The organism is Corynebacterium sp. MSK122, from assembly GCF_030229435.2.
Lineage (GTDB): Bacteria > Actinomycetota > Actinomycetes > Mycobacteriales > Mycobacteriaceae > Corynebacterium > Corynebacterium marquesiae.
In genome coordinates this window covers 200,849-212,965 of sequence record NZ_JASPHV020000001.1, presented here as the reverse complement: position 1 = coordinate 212,965, position 12,117 = coordinate 200,849, and the positions used below count along the sequence as shown (strand labels likewise).

The window sequence follows — 12,117 nt, the reverse complement described above, 5'->3', positions numbered from 1 at the left end:
TCATCGTCAACGGAAACATCAACGGAAGGAACGCCTAATGTCGGACCGTGAACAGCGTGACGGCGGACGCTCCGCCGAGAACAACAAGAACAACCGCGGTGGCAACGGCCGCCGCAACGATCGTCGTAACCACCAGGACAGCGAGCGCGATAAGTACATCGAGCGCGTTGTGACCATCAACCGCGTCTCCAAGACCGTTAAGGGTGGCCGCAATATGTCCTTCACCGCCCTCGTCGTCGTAGGTGACGGCCAGGGTCAGGTTGGCGTTGGCTACGGCAAGGCCAAGGAAGTCCCAGCCGCAATCCAGAAGGGTGCTGAAGAGGCTCGCAAGAACTTCTTCCGCGTTCCGATGATTGCCGGCACCATCACCCACCCGGTTGAGGGTCGCGACGCAGCTGGCATCGTCATGATGAAGCCTGCCGCACCTGGTACCGGTGTTATCGCTGGTGGTGCTGCTCGTCCAGTGCTCGAATGCGCTGGCGTGCAGGACATCCTGTCGAAGTCCCTGGGCTCCGACAATGCACTCAACGTCGTCCGCGCTACCGTGGACGGCCTCAAGCAGCTGGTCCGCCCTGAAGAGGTTGCCGCACGTCGTGGCAAGTCCATCGAAGAGGTCACCCCGGCCCGTATGCTGCGCAAGCGCGCAGGTCAGGAGGCATAAGCAATGGCTCTGAAGATTACACAGGTAAAGGGCCTGGTAGGCACCAAGCCGAATCACCGCAAGAACATTGAGGCTCTTGGTCTCAAGCGCATCGGTCAGTCCGTAGTTAAGCAGGACACCCCGATCGTTCGCGGTATGGTTCACAAGGTTCGCCACCTGGTCACCGTCGAAGAAGTGGCAGGGGAGTAAACCATGGCTGATATCATCAAGCTGCACGACCTGCGCCCAACCGCAGGAGCAAACAAGCCTAAGACCCGCGTTGGCCGCGGTGAGGCATCCAAGGGTAAGACCGCTGGTCGCGGTACCAAGGGCACCGGTGCTCGTAAGCAGGTTTCCGCTGCTTTCGAGGGTGGCCAGATGCCGATCCACATGCGTCTGCCTAAGTTGAAGGGCTTCAAGAACCCGAACCATGTTGAGTACCAGGTTGTTAACGTTGCTGACCTGGCTGAGAAGTTCGCAGATGGCGGCGACATCACCGTTGCTGACATCGCAGCTGCTGGCCTGGTCCGCGCTAATAAGCCGGTCAAGGTTCTGGGCAACGGCGACATCAACGTTAAGTTGAACGTCACTGCTGATAAGTTCTCCAAGTCTGCTGTAGAGAAGATCGAGGCTGCTGGCGGATCCGCCAACACCAAGTAATCTCTTTCAAGTAGACTTTCGTCCCCCTCTCCGAACCAGTGGAGCAGGGGGACGATTTCGTTTGGTGGGCGCCCTGGTGCCGGTATAGAGCGCAGTACCTTGGTTATGACCACAATTGGTGCTGGAAATAGCTGACAGGAAACCTTTATTAATAAATAAGGTTGCCGGTATGGCCATATATATTCATGAGTGTTAAAGTCGATCTTAGTTGAAAATCATCTACCGTTAAGGAGACTCTTATGTCGTCTATTTCTTCCCTGCTCGCAACCGCAGTCGCTGCCATCATGCCATTTGCCGGCTCTACCGGCCCGGTCGACGCCCAGGAACAGCTCTCCCAGCCGGATCCTGCTGAGACCACTCAGACCGCGCCTGCCGAAGCTGGCGAGCAGACCACTCAGGACCAGCAGCCGGGCGCTCACGCTGAGAAGGGCCGTATCACCGGTGGCGAGGAAGACGTCATCAACGGTGACGCAGAGGGTACCGAAGAGGTCGATCCAGGGTTCAACGGTGGCAACCTGCAGAGCGGTAAACTGGCCGTGCAGCGCGAGCTCGCCCTGGCTACCCAGGAGGCCGGCCACGAGTTCATGAACATCGAGTTTAAGGATGACCACTCTGCTCACCTGACCTTCCCGGAGACCTACAACCCGGAGAAGGATGAGGCAGCTGTGCAGCGCGTCATGGAGGCCCTGAAGATCAACGGCTACGACAACATCACCGCTGCCTACTAAAGCGCGGGTGTCCCAAGACATCGGGACGAAAAAGAGGGTGGAACGCTCGGGGAGGGCGTTCCACCCTTTATGCTTTTCCGACCAGGGTAGGCGCGGGGGAGGAAAGGCCTACGCCTCGTCTACGGCTTTTTCGTACAGGCCAGGGAAGCGGTCATCCGGATCGGTAACCGCTTTGATGGTGGCGGGAAGATTGCCGCCGTAGAGTTCCTCGAACTTTTCCCGGGAATAGAAAGCCTCGGAGTAGAGGGACTTGTGGCCGCCAAGCTCATTGACCTTGGATTCAATGACGCGGTTGAATGCGCCATTATTCGGAGCGGAGGGATCCACATGATCGCCATCCACACCGGACCAAAAGCCAACGTTGACCCAGGTCTGCCCGGGGCGAAGCGGGTAGAGCGGCCAAGGGTCGCTCGGGCTAGAGGCGAGGTCGCCGGTGCCTACCAGCTCGTCCACACCATCGCGCAGTCGGATGGGACAGAGCCACACCGGCTGGATATCGGAAGCATTAAAGAACCAATGGAGGAATTCCGGCAGGTTTTCTGGAGTGACCTCGATATCTTGGACCACGCGTTCAGCACGTGGCTTGCCGTGGGGCTTTTTGATGAAGTTATATTCCAGCTCGTATTTGCGGTCGAGCCGGACCAATTTCCAATAAAAAGAGCTGCGGCGTAATTCGCGCGGCCACACCTTGCGCACCTTCGGGTTCTGCGCACCAAAGGCGCGCGAGCACCAGAACCAGTCGGTATCCCAGCGCCAGATATAGTCGCGGATAGTGAGGCGATCGCGGCGGATGCCAGAGGCGTGCTGGAGGCTGCGGTAGTAAATCTTATCCCGCGTGTAGTCGGAGGTTGGTCCCTCCTCATCGGTAAAGCGGGCAAAGACAAGGTACGCCTCGTCCTCGGAGAAGACCACGCCGTCGAGGCCATGGACGGGCTCGCCGCGGTGGGTGTGGGAAGAGGCGGCGTCGGCAAGCACGCGGCTCGCTTCCTCCACGGTGTGGAAACGCTCCTCGCGCAGCTCTACATAGGCGGGCACGGGTTCCAGCTCAATCTTGAGGCGCACCGCGTAGCCCAGCGAGCCATAGGAGTTGGGGAAGAGGCGGAAGAGATCGACATTTTCTTCGCGGGAGCAGGTGAGAATCCCGCCGGTGCCGGTGAGAACATCCATCTCGAGGACGGACTCGTGTGGGAGACCGTTACGGAAGCTGGTGGATTCCACGCCCATGCCGGTGACCGCACCGCCGAGCGTAATGGTCTTGAGCTGCGGTACGACGAAGGGCATGAGGCCATGGGGCAGGGTAGCATCCACGAGGTCCTCATAGGTGCACATGCCCTGCACATCGGCCGTGCGGGCTATCGGGTCGACCTCGATGACGCCGCCGAGGCCCGAAACATCTAGGCCCGCTTGCTCCTCGCTGCGGCCGCGGAAAAGGTTAGAGGTCTTCTTAGCCAGGCGCACGCGCTTTCCGGCCGGGACAGCACGGAAGCTCGCCAGCAGCTTGTCGACGCCCTCTTGGTGCGCCGTCCATCCCACCGGCTCGATGGGCATGGCATCCACCGGCCGCGGCTGGGCAGCGGCGAGGCGTTGGCGCAGATTATCAATGAGAGTCATAGCACCCCTCCTTAAAAGCGGCTATCTTCCCACCAGCGGCGCTCAGGCACACCGGCGCGGGAGCCGGCCTCGCCCAGCTTGACGCCGAGGAAGTGATACAGGTTGATGATATTTCGCTCAAAGCCCCATTCGGATCCGGCCATATAAATGCCGTACAGGCGGGCGGTTGGCAGGCCCACGGTGGCGCAGGCCTCATCCCAATTTTCCTTCAGATTCTCGCACCAATCGTGCAGGGTGCGCATGTAGTCAAAGCGGAGGGATTCGGTGTGGATGACTTCGAAGCCATTGTCTTGCATCGCCTTGGTGACATTGCCGGAACCGGTGAGCTCGCCGTCGGGGAAGATATAGCGGTCAATGAAGCCGCCCTTGGGAGTCTTGTGGTTATCCGGGTAGGTGATGTTGTGGTTGAGCATCAAGCCGCCGACCTTCAATTTGCCGTGGAGGAACTTGAAGAAGTCGTTGTAGTTCTTCACACCAATGTGCTCGATAATGCCGATGGCGGAGATAGCATCGAAGCCCTCTTCGGTGATATCGCGGTAATCCATGAAGCGGACTTCCGCCAAGTCTTGGAGGCCTTCCTCCTCAATCTTGCGCTGGCCCCACTCGGCCTGTTCCTTGGACAAGGTGACGCCGATGGACTTCACGCCGCGGCGCGCCGCGTAGCGCACCATACCGCCCCAGCCGCAGCCCACATCCAAGTGGCGGTCGCCTTCCTTGAGGCGGAGTTTGTCAAAGATGAGGCGGTACTTATTCTCCTGCGCTTCCTCTAGCGTGGCGTCTGGGGAGGGGTAGTAGGCGCAGGTATAGGTCATTGAATCGCCCAAGAAGAGCTCGTAGAAATCATTGCCCACGTCGTAGTGATCAGAAATGACATCGGCATCGCGCTGCTTCGAGTGCTTGGATAGGCCGTCGTGTAGCTTGCGGCGCAGCCAGGAAGCGCGCTCCACCTCGGGGACCGGCTGGATCTGGAAGGCGCCCATGGATGCGAGGGAACGAACAACGCGGGCCAGGGTCTTGGCGTCCGGCTTTTGGAATTTGTCATACATGGCATGCAGCGCGTCAAAAATGCCATAGGGGTGGGCCGGGTGATCGCCATGCACCGTGATGCCGTCTGTGACATATGCACGCGCAAAACCCACGTCGCCGGGATGGGTGGCGATAAAAGAGAGGCCCTCAAGGCTATTAATAGTCACTTTGTACTGGGAGTCTTCCGGTCCGGTCGCGGACCCGTCGAAGGCCTCCCAGCGGAAGGGGTTGGGGCTAGGGACAAAAACGTCGATGATCTCAGCAACGGTCATCGGCGTGAATTTCTTGCTCATAATTACTTCTTTCGAAACATTAGGTTCACACCAATAACGGCCTCGTGGCGCAGGGACCCGCGAGGTCGGAGACTAAAAAGGGATTTGCGCGCTGGCAATGCCCCCATGGTAAACCCCGCATACAAAAGGTGCGAACGAAGAAGCAATCATGGTCACACTATTGGGGCTTAATGTGGCTATGTGGGGTAAGGCTGGTAGGGTAATGGGGTCATAAGTGTTCAACCGTCCCTGAAGGAAACCTGAAATTCCCCTAAGCTTTCTGGCTCAGGGGGTGTGGTTTCCTAGGGGTAGATGAGTTTCCACCTCCGTGTGTGAACGCGAAACCCTCCCTAGATTTCGCGTTCGGCAGCGGTAGGCCAGGAGGATTTTGTAGTGTCCGCCATTGTCCAGGCTTTCAAGGATGCCGACCTACGTAAGAAGATCATCTTCACCATCGTGATGATCATTGCGTACCGCGTCGGTGCACAGATCCCGTCTCCGGGTGTTGACTATGCGTCTATTGCTGGCCGCTTGCGCCAGCTGACCGAGCAGTCCGGAGACCTTTACTCCGTCATCAACCTCTTCTCGGGTGGTGCGCTGCTACAGCTGTCGATCTTCGCTATCGGCATCATGCCGTACATTACGGCGTCGATTATTGTGCAGCTGCTGACCGTGGTCATTCCTCGCTTTGAGGAATTGAAGAAGGAAGGCCAGTCCGGTCAGGCCAAGATGACCCAGTACACCCGCTACCTGACCCTCGCGTTGGCGTTGCTGCAATCCTCCGGCATCGTCGCGCTGGCAGACCGCGAGCAGCTGCTGGGCCAGGGCGTACCGGTCTTGGCAGAAGACCGTAACTTTTTCACCCTCATCGTCTTGGTCATCACCATGACCTCCGGCGCCGTACTGGTGATGTGGATGGGCGAGCTTATCACCGAAAAGGGCATCGGTAACGGTATGTCCCTGCTCATCTTCGCTGGTATCGCAACCCGCCTGCCAACCGATGGTGTAAGCATCCTGCAGAACAATGGTGGACTCGTCTTTGCCATGGTTGTAGCCGGCCTGGTCATCCTGGTTGTTGGCATTACCTTCATCGAGCAGGGCCAGCGCCGCATTCCGGTTCAGTATGCAAAGCGCATGGTCGGCCGCCGCCAGTACGGTGGTTCCTCTACCTACCTGCCGCTGAAGGTCAACCAGGCCGGCGTTATCCCGGTCATCTTCGCTTCCTCCCTTATCTACATGCCGGTTCTCATTACCCAGATTGTGAACTCTGGCTCCCCCGGCACCCCGGATAACTGGTGGCAGCGCAATGTCATCGCGCACCTGCAGGCACCTTCCTCCTGGCAGTACATCGTGCTGTACTTCGTCCTGACCATCTTCTTCGCTTACTTCTATGTTTCGGTGCAGTACGATCCGGCAGAGCAGGCGGATAATATGAAGAAGTACGGTGGCTTTATCCCGGGCATTCGCCCGGGCCGTCCAACCGCGGAGTACCTTGGTTATGTGATGAACCGTCTGCTGTGCGTGGGTGCCCTGTACCTGGCAGTTATTGCCATCCTGCCGAATATCCTCTTGGATCTCGGCGTGGGCCGCTCCTCCGCCAGCGGCACGTCCGCCTTTGGTGGTACGGCCATCCTGATTATGGTCTCCGTCGCTTTGACTACGGTCAAGCAGATTGAGTCCCAGCTACTGCAATCCAACTACGAAGGACTACTTAAGTAATGCGTCTTGTACTTCTAGGACCTCCCGGTGCCGGCAAGGGTACCCAGGCAGCTATCCTCAGCGAGAAGCTGAACGTTCCGCACATTTCCACCGGCGACCTGTTCCGCGCCAATATCGGCGAAGGCACCCCGCTGGGTGTAGAGGCAAAGTCCTACATCGATGCAGGCAAGCTGGTACCTACCGACGTCACTGCCCGCATGGTCGAGGACCGCCTTAACCAGGATGACGCCAAGAATGGCTTCCTGCTGGACGGCTTCCCGCGTACCACCGAGCAAGCAGACATCCTGGAGGAGCTGCTGTCTAAGAAGGGCGAGAAGCTCGACGGAGTTCTCAACTTCGAGGTCTCCGAGGATGTTGTGGTTGAGCGCATGATGGCCCGTGGCCGCGCTGACGACAACGAGGAGACCATCCGCACCCGCCTCGGTGTCTACCGAGAGGAAACCTTCCCGCTTATCGAGCACTACGGCGATGCCATCATCTCCATTAAGGCCGAAGGCACCGTGGAGGAAATCAATGCCCGTGCGATGGAAGCACTGGGTAAGTAAGCATGGCTTTTCGACGCCGCAGTAAGCGCATCCCCGCTCGCACTCCGGGAGAACTAGACGCCATGCAGGCCGCCGGCGAAATTGTTGGCAAGGCACTGCAGGAAGTCCGCGCTGCTGCGGCGTCTGGCGTATCTACCCTCGAGCTGGACGCGGTAGCTGAGCAGACCATTCGCGATGCCGGCGCCTATCCCACCTTCAAGGGGTACGAAGGATTTCCGGGCTCCATCTGTGCTTCCGTTAATGACGTCATCGTGCACGGCATTCCGGATAAGGAAACCATCCTGGCAGAAGGCGACTTGGTGTCCATCGATTGCGGTGCCACGCTCGATGGTTGGGTAGGCGATAGCGCTTGGTCCTTCGCAGTGGGCGATCTCGATGCTGATGTCGCGGCCCTCAACACGGCCACCGAGTATGTCCTTATGGAGGGCATGCAGGCTATGGTTCCGGGCAATCTGCTTACCGACGTCTCCCATGCCCTCGAGCAAGCCACCCGCCACGCAGAGGAAAAGTTTGGTGTGGATCTTTTCATTGTGGACGGCTATGGTGGCCACGGCATTGGCCGCACCATGCACGAGGATCCTTACCTGGCTAATGAGGGCCGCCCAGGTCGCGGCCCGCTGATCCAAGAAGGCTCTGTACTGGCCATTGAACCCATGCTAACTTTGGGCACAGAGGACTCTGCCGTGCTGGAAGATGACTGGACGGTCGTTACCCTCGACGGTTCCTTTGCCGCCCACTGGGAGCATACGGTGGCCGCGACCGCCGATGGGCCCCGTATCCTCACCCGTCGCTACTGACATCTATTCCCCAATACTGCCTGTTGCACTAGGCATATGCCCCTGAAAGGTTTATACTCACAGTTATGTCTAAATTTAGCTTCCGCAAGATCCGTGCCACGGTTGCAGCGCCCGCAGTTGCTGGCGTGATGGCCTTGAGCACCACCGTTGCGGCTCCTGCCGCTACCGCCCAGGAGATTCCTAGCCTGGAGCAGCTTGGCTCCAAGGCAAACTCCGACCTCGCTAAGCTCTCTTCCCAGTCCGGCCTAGATAACCTCACCGCCGAGGCAAAGAAGCAGCTGGATAACTTCTACGGCCAGAGCCGCGAGCAGGCCTGGAACACTCGCAACCAGATTCTCGACCAGGTAGAGAAGTTCTCCCCGGAACTGGCACCTAACGTCCAGACGGCTGTGGACGGCGCCGTAGAATTCCTCTTCCCAGGCTTGATTGCACAGAAGAACGAGGAAGCACGTAAGGCCCGCGAGGCCGCTGCTCGCGCCAACGCTGAGCGCGTTGCTGCTGAGAAGGCTCGTTCTGAGGCTGCAGCGCGCAAGGCGGAAGCACAGCGCCGCGCTAACCAGTTCGACCGTGGCCCGTGCCCGGCTGACGCGAAGGTTTGCGTTGACCTTGACGGTCGCCGCACCTGGCTGCAGGACGGCGGCAAGGTGTCCTATGTGTCCCCGGCCATGTCTGCTGGCATGCGTGGTCAGGAAACCCCGCGCGGCACGTTCTACGTTGGCCGTAAGGTAGAGCATGACATCTCCCGCGAGTTCAATAACGCGCCGATGCCGTACTCCATTTACTTCACCAACAACGGTCACGCCTTCCACCTAGATGACCCGGCCGTTGATTCCAATGGCTGCGTTCACCTGCCGCCAGAGGCTGCAAAGCGCTACTGGGATAATGTCCAGGTTGGCGATAAGGTCTTTATCTACTAAGGCCCGCGCTTAAGCGCAATCCTCATCCCCCGAACTGAGCTCCCGAAGAGGAGAGTTGGTTCGGGGGATTTTGCCGGCTTAGGGTGAGGGGGCGTGCGAGCTAGCGGGGCGTCGGAAAGCGCAGCGGTTTGGAAAACGTGTCGCTGCAGCGTATGCTGTTAAGTCGGTGTATAGCGTCAGCGAGGCTGGCGTGGATACGCCACCGCAGTAGACAACAAACATGCAGGTGACGGCGCACTTGACCGTCGCCAGAAAAGTAGAGGTTATGGCTAAGGAAGGCGCAATCGAGGTAGAGGGCCGCATTATCGAGCCTTTGCCCAACGCAATGTTCCGTGTCGAGCTCGACAATGGACACAAGGTTCTTGCACACATTTCTGGCAAGATGCGTCAGCACTACATTCGCATCCTCCCAGAGGACCGCGTGGTTGTAGAGCTGTCTCCTTATGACCTGACCCGCGGACGCATCGTCTACCGCTACAAGTAAAAACAGTAAGCCTCCTCACCCAAGGGTGAACCCGTAGGTTCACTCTGTCCACCTCAGGCTACGGTGGCCTGAGCCCGCACTGGTAAGCAACCCAAGGATTCCCGGCACGGCCCGGGCGAAGCGTTGCATGGAGCGGGACGGATGGGGAGAAAACCGCCGTAACAACCCGAAAGGACACGCCATATGGCACGTCTAGCTGGTGTTGACCTCCCCCGCAATAAGCGCATGGAGGTCGCTCTCACCTACATCTACGGCATCGGTCCAACCCGTGCCAAGGAACTGCTAGAAAAGACTGGCATTTCTCCTGACCTGCGCACTGACAACCTGGATGATGACCAGCTGTCGGCGCTCCGTGACGCAATTGAGGCTACCTGGAAGGTTGAGGGTGATCTCCGCCGTCAGGTTCAGGCTGATATCCGCCGCAAGATTGAAATCGGAAGCTACAAGGGCCTGCGCCACCGCCGTGGCCTGCCTGTACGTGGCCAGCGCACCAAGACCAATGCGCGCACTCGTAAGGGTCCGAAGAAGACGATCGCAGGAAAGAAGAAGTAATTCATGCCTCCAAAGACTCGTTCCGGCGCGCGCCGTTCCGGCCGTCGCGTCGTAAAGAAGAATGTGGCTCTCGGCCACGCATACATCAAGTCCACCTTCAATAACACCATCGTCTCGATCACCGATCAGACCGGTGCTGTTATCTCTTGGGCATCCTCCGGCCACGTTGGCTTCAAGGGATCCCGTAAGTCCACTCCGTTCGCCGCTCAGATGGCAGCCGAGAACGCTGCTCGCAAGGCAATGGATCATGGCATGAAGAAGGTTGACGTATTCGTCAAGGGTCCGGGCTCCGGCCGCGAGACCGCCATCCGTTCCCTGCAGGCTGCAGGCCTCGAGGTTTCCTCGATCACGGATGCAACCCCACAGCCGCACAACGGCTGCCGTCCGACCAAGCGCCGCAAGGTTTAAGGGAAAGGAAGAGGTAAGAAAATGGCTCGTTACACTGGCCCCGCTACCCGCGTATCCCGCCGTCTTCGCGTCGACTTGGTCGGCGGCGATATGGCATTCGAGCGCCGCCCGTACCCACCAGGACAGGCTGGCCGCAACCGCATCAAGGAATCTGAGTACCTGCTGCAGCTCCAGGAGAAGCAGAAGGCAAAGTACACCTACGGTGTGCTGGAGCGTCAGTTCCGTCGCTACTACGCAGAGGCCAACCGCCTCCCGGGCAAGACCGGCGATAACCTGGTTATCCTGCTCGAGTCCCGCCTGGATAACGTAGTTTACCGTGCAGGTCTGGCACGCACCCGCCGCCAGGCTCGCCAGCTTGTCTCCCACGGTCACTTCACCGTGAACGGCAAGAACATCAACGTTCCTTCCTACAAGGTCACCCAGTACGACATCATCGATGTCCGTGACCGCTCCAAGAAGATGGAATGGTTCGAAGATGCTCAGGACGCCCTCATCGATGCCAACGTACCGGCATGGCTGCAGGTTGTTCCTGATACCCTGCGCATCCTCGTGCACCAGCTGCCCGAGCGCGCTCAGATCGACATTCCGCTGCAGGAGCAGCTCATCGTCGAGCTTTACTCGAAGTAAACTGTTATACCGCACGGCCTGTAATGGCCTGACGGATAACCAGGAATCTTCAATCCCGAAGATTTTTACCCCTCTACCGGCGTCAAATAGCGGTCGCCGAAAAGGAGAATTTCAATGCTCATTTCCCAGCGTCCTCAGCTCACCGAGGAATTCATCGACTCGTCTCGTTCCAAGTTCGTCATCGAACCGCTCGAGCCGGGCTTTGGCTACACCCTCGGTAACTCGCTGCGTCGTACCCTGCTGTCCTCCATCCCGGGTGCAGCGGTAACCTCCATCAAGATCGATGGTGTTCTTCACGAGTTCACCACCATCAACGGTGTGAAGGAAGACGTTTCCGAGATCATCTTGAATATCAAGAGCATGGTGCTTTCTTCCGACTCTGATGAGCCGGTTGTTATGTACCTGAGCAAGGAAGGCCCGGGCGATGTCACTGCGGGCGATATCCAGCCGCCGGCTGGCGTGGAGATCCACAATCCGGATCTGCATATTGCCTCTCTGAATGACACCGCCAAGCTGGACATTGAGCTCGTCGTCGAGCGCGGCCGTGGCTACGTCCCAGCCGCTCCTACCTCCGGTGAGATCGGCCGCATCCCGGTCGACCAGATTTACTCTCCGGTCCTCAAGGTCTCCTACAAGGTCGAGGCAACTCGTGTTGAGCAGCGTACCGACTTTGACAAGCTGACCATCGACGTCGAAACCAAGAACTCGATTTCTGCCCGCGATGCCCTGGCTTCCGCTGGCGGCACCCTGGTCGAGCTCTTCGGCCTGGCTCGCGAGCTGAACAACGCTGCCGAAGGCATTGAGATCGGACCCTCCCCGCAGGAGACCGAGTACATCGCTGCCTACGGCATGCCGATCGAGGACCTGAACTTCTCCGTCCGCTCTTATAACTGCCTGAAGCGTCAGGAGATTCACACCGTGGGCGAGCTCGCTGAATGCACCGAGTCCGACCTGCTGGATATCCGCAACTTCGGCCAGAAGTCGATCAATGAGGTAAAGATCAAGCTGGCTAACTTGGGCCTGGCTCTCAAGGACACCCCTGAGGACTTCGACCCAACCCAGCTCGAGGGCTATGACGCAGAAACCGGTGACTTTAAGGATCCGGCTGCTGAGGATTCCGAGTAAAGAACC

15 protein-coding genes are annotated in these 12,117 nt (G+C 58.7%); 13 read left to right on the top strand and 2 right to left on the bottom strand.

Features of this window, described 5'->3' with window-relative positions:
* Positions 1-37: 37 nt before the first annotated feature.
* The 4 genes from rpsE (at position 38) to QP934_RS01040 (ending at position 2,028) form a co-directional block, all read left to right on the top strand.
* Positions 38-661, top strand: coding sequence for a 30S ribosomal protein S5 (gene rpsE, locus QP934_RS01055; protein ID WP_419126551.1), 624 nt, complete (start codon positions 38-40; stop codon positions 659-661).
* Between the two features lie 3 nt (positions 662-664).
* Positions 665-850, top strand: a complete 186-nt coding sequence (gene rpmD / locus QP934_RS01050) for a 50S ribosomal protein L30 (protein WP_023020587.1) — start codon at positions 665-667, stop codon at positions 848-850.
* Positions 851-853: 3 nt separating this feature from the next.
* A complete protein-coding gene (gene rplO, locus QP934_RS01045) occupies positions 854-1,300 on the top strand; it encodes a 50S ribosomal protein L15 (RefSeq protein WP_005322777.1) in 447 nt (148 codons plus the stop codon).
* A gap of 239 nt (positions 1,301-1,539) precedes the next feature.
* Positions 1,540-2,028 (top strand): hypothetical protein, encoded by a 489-nt coding sequence (locus QP934_RS01040; protein WP_349819369.1) that lies wholly within the window; start codon positions 1,540-1,542, stop codon positions 2,026-2,028.
* Between the two features lie 108 nt (positions 2,029-2,136).
* Here the strand turns inward: QP934_RS01040 and QP934_RS01035 are convergent, their stop codons facing one another.
* Complete coding sequence (locus QP934_RS01035) at positions 2,137-3,639, bottom strand: FAD-binding oxidoreductase (RefSeq protein WP_419126549.1); 1,503 nt, start codon at positions 3,637-3,639, stop codon at positions 2,137-2,139.
* Positions 3,640-3,650: 11 nt separating this feature from the next.
* Complete coding sequence (locus QP934_RS01030; RefSeq protein ID WP_049383596.1) at positions 3,651-4,958, bottom strand: class I SAM-dependent methyltransferase; 1,308 nt, start codon at positions 4,956-4,958, stop codon at positions 3,651-3,653.
* Positions 4,959-5,330: 372 nt separating this feature from the next.
* On the opposite strand from QP934_RS01030, the gene secY reads away from it, so the two are divergent.
* From secY to QP934_RS00985, 9 genes are all read left to right on the top strand, one after another.
* Positions 5,331-6,656, top strand: coding sequence for a preprotein translocase subunit SecY (gene secY, locus QP934_RS01025; protein WP_349819367.1), 1,326 nt, complete (start codon positions 5,331-5,333; stop codon positions 6,654-6,656).
* Positions 6,656-7,201, top strand: coding sequence for an adenylate kinase (locus QP934_RS01020; protein WP_293823813.1), 546 nt, complete (start codon positions 6,656-6,658; stop codon positions 7,199-7,201). Before secY ends, QP934_RS01020 begins: the two co-directional genes overlap by 1 nt.
* A gap of 2 nt (positions 7,202-7,203) precedes the next feature.
* Positions 7,204-7,998, top strand: a complete 795-nt coding sequence (map, locus tag QP934_RS01015) for a type I methionyl aminopeptidase (protein WP_340419013.1) — start codon at positions 7,204-7,206, stop codon at positions 7,996-7,998.
* 65 nt (positions 7,999-8,063) lie between these two features.
* Positions 8,064-8,915: a L,D-transpeptidase gene (locus QP934_RS01010; protein ID WP_419126547.1), complete on the top strand. Its 852-nt coding sequence runs from the start codon at positions 8,064-8,066 to the stop codon at positions 8,913-8,915.
* Positions 8,916-9,180: 265 nt separating this feature from the next.
* Entirely contained in the window at positions 9,181-9,399 is a 219-nt protein-coding gene (gene infA / locus QP934_RS01005) for a translation initiation factor IF-1 (RefSeq protein WP_004566852.1), read from the top strand.
* 183 nt (positions 9,400-9,582) lie between these two features.
* Positions 9,583-9,951 carry a 30S ribosomal protein S13 gene (gene rpsM / locus QP934_RS01000; protein ID WP_005322765.1) on the top strand — a complete coding sequence of 123 codons (369 nt, stop codon included), beginning with the start codon at positions 9,583-9,585 and terminating at the stop codon, positions 9,949-9,951.
* 3 nt (positions 9,952-9,954) lie between these two features.
* On the top strand, positions 9,955-10,359 hold the full coding sequence (rpsK, locus tag QP934_RS00995; protein WP_005322764.1) for a 30S ribosomal protein S11: 405 nt from the start codon (positions 9,955-9,957) through the stop codon (positions 10,357-10,359).
* Between the two features lie 21 nt (positions 10,360-10,380).
* On the top strand, positions 10,381-10,986 hold the full coding sequence (gene rpsD, locus QP934_RS00990) for a 30S ribosomal protein S4 (RefSeq protein ID WP_005322762.1): 606 nt from the start codon (positions 10,381-10,383) through the stop codon (positions 10,984-10,986).
* 114 nt (positions 10,987-11,100) lie between these two features.
* On the top strand, positions 11,101-12,111 hold the full coding sequence (locus QP934_RS00985; protein ID WP_005322760.1) for a DNA-directed RNA polymerase subunit alpha: 1,011 nt from the start codon (positions 11,101-11,103) through the stop codon (positions 12,109-12,111).
* Positions 12,112-12,117: the final 6 nt, after the last annotated feature.

Excerpts from the sequence above, each read along its gene's own strand:
- rpsE (WP_419126551.1), top strand. The coding sequence starts at position 38 with ATGTCGGACCGTGAACAGCGTGACGGCGGACGCTCCGCCGAGAACAAC.
- rpmD (WP_023020587.1), top strand. The coding sequence starts at position 665 with ATGGCTCTGAAGATTACACAGGTAAAGGGCCTGGTAGGCACCAAGCCG.
- rplO (WP_005322777.1), top strand. The coding sequence starts at position 854 with ATGGCTGATATCATCAAGCTGCACGACCTGCGCCCAACCGCAGGAGCA.
- QP934_RS01040 (WP_349819369.1), top strand. The coding sequence starts at position 1,540 with ATGTCGTCTATTTCTTCCCTGCTCGCAACCGCAGTCGCTGCCATCATG.
- QP934_RS01035 (WP_419126549.1), bottom strand. The coding sequence starts at position 3,639 with ATGACTCTCATTGATAATCTGCGCCAACGCCTCGCCGCTGCCCAGCCG.
- QP934_RS01030 (WP_049383596.1), bottom strand. The coding sequence starts at position 4,958 with ATGAGCAAGAAATTCACGCCGATGACCGTTGCTGAGATCATCGACGTT.
- QP934_RS01020 (WP_293823813.1), top strand. The coding sequence starts at position 6,656 with ATGCGTCTTGTACTTCTAGGACCTCCCGGTGCCGGCAAGGGTACCCAG.
- map (WP_340419013.1), top strand. The coding sequence starts at position 7,204 with ATGGCTTTTCGACGCCGCAGTAAGCGCATCCCCGCTCGCACTCCGGGA.
- QP934_RS01010 (WP_419126547.1), top strand. The coding sequence starts at position 8,064 with ATGTCTAAATTTAGCTTCCGCAAGATCCGTGCCACGGTTGCAGCGCCC.
- infA (WP_004566852.1), top strand. The coding sequence starts at position 9,181 with ATGGCTAAGGAAGGCGCAATCGAGGTAGAGGGCCGCATTATCGAGCCT.
- rpsM (WP_005322765.1), top strand. The coding sequence starts at position 9,583 with ATGGCACGTCTAGCTGGTGTTGACCTCCCCCGCAATAAGCGCATGGAG.
- rpsK (WP_005322764.1), top strand. The coding sequence starts at position 9,955 with ATGCCTCCAAAGACTCGTTCCGGCGCGCGCCGTTCCGGCCGTCGCGTC.
- rpsD (WP_005322762.1), top strand. The coding sequence starts at position 10,381 with ATGGCTCGTTACACTGGCCCCGCTACCCGCGTATCCCGCCGTCTTCGC.
- QP934_RS00985 (WP_005322760.1), top strand. The coding sequence starts at position 11,101 with ATGCTCATTTCCCAGCGTCCTCAGCTCACCGAGGAATTCATCGACTCG.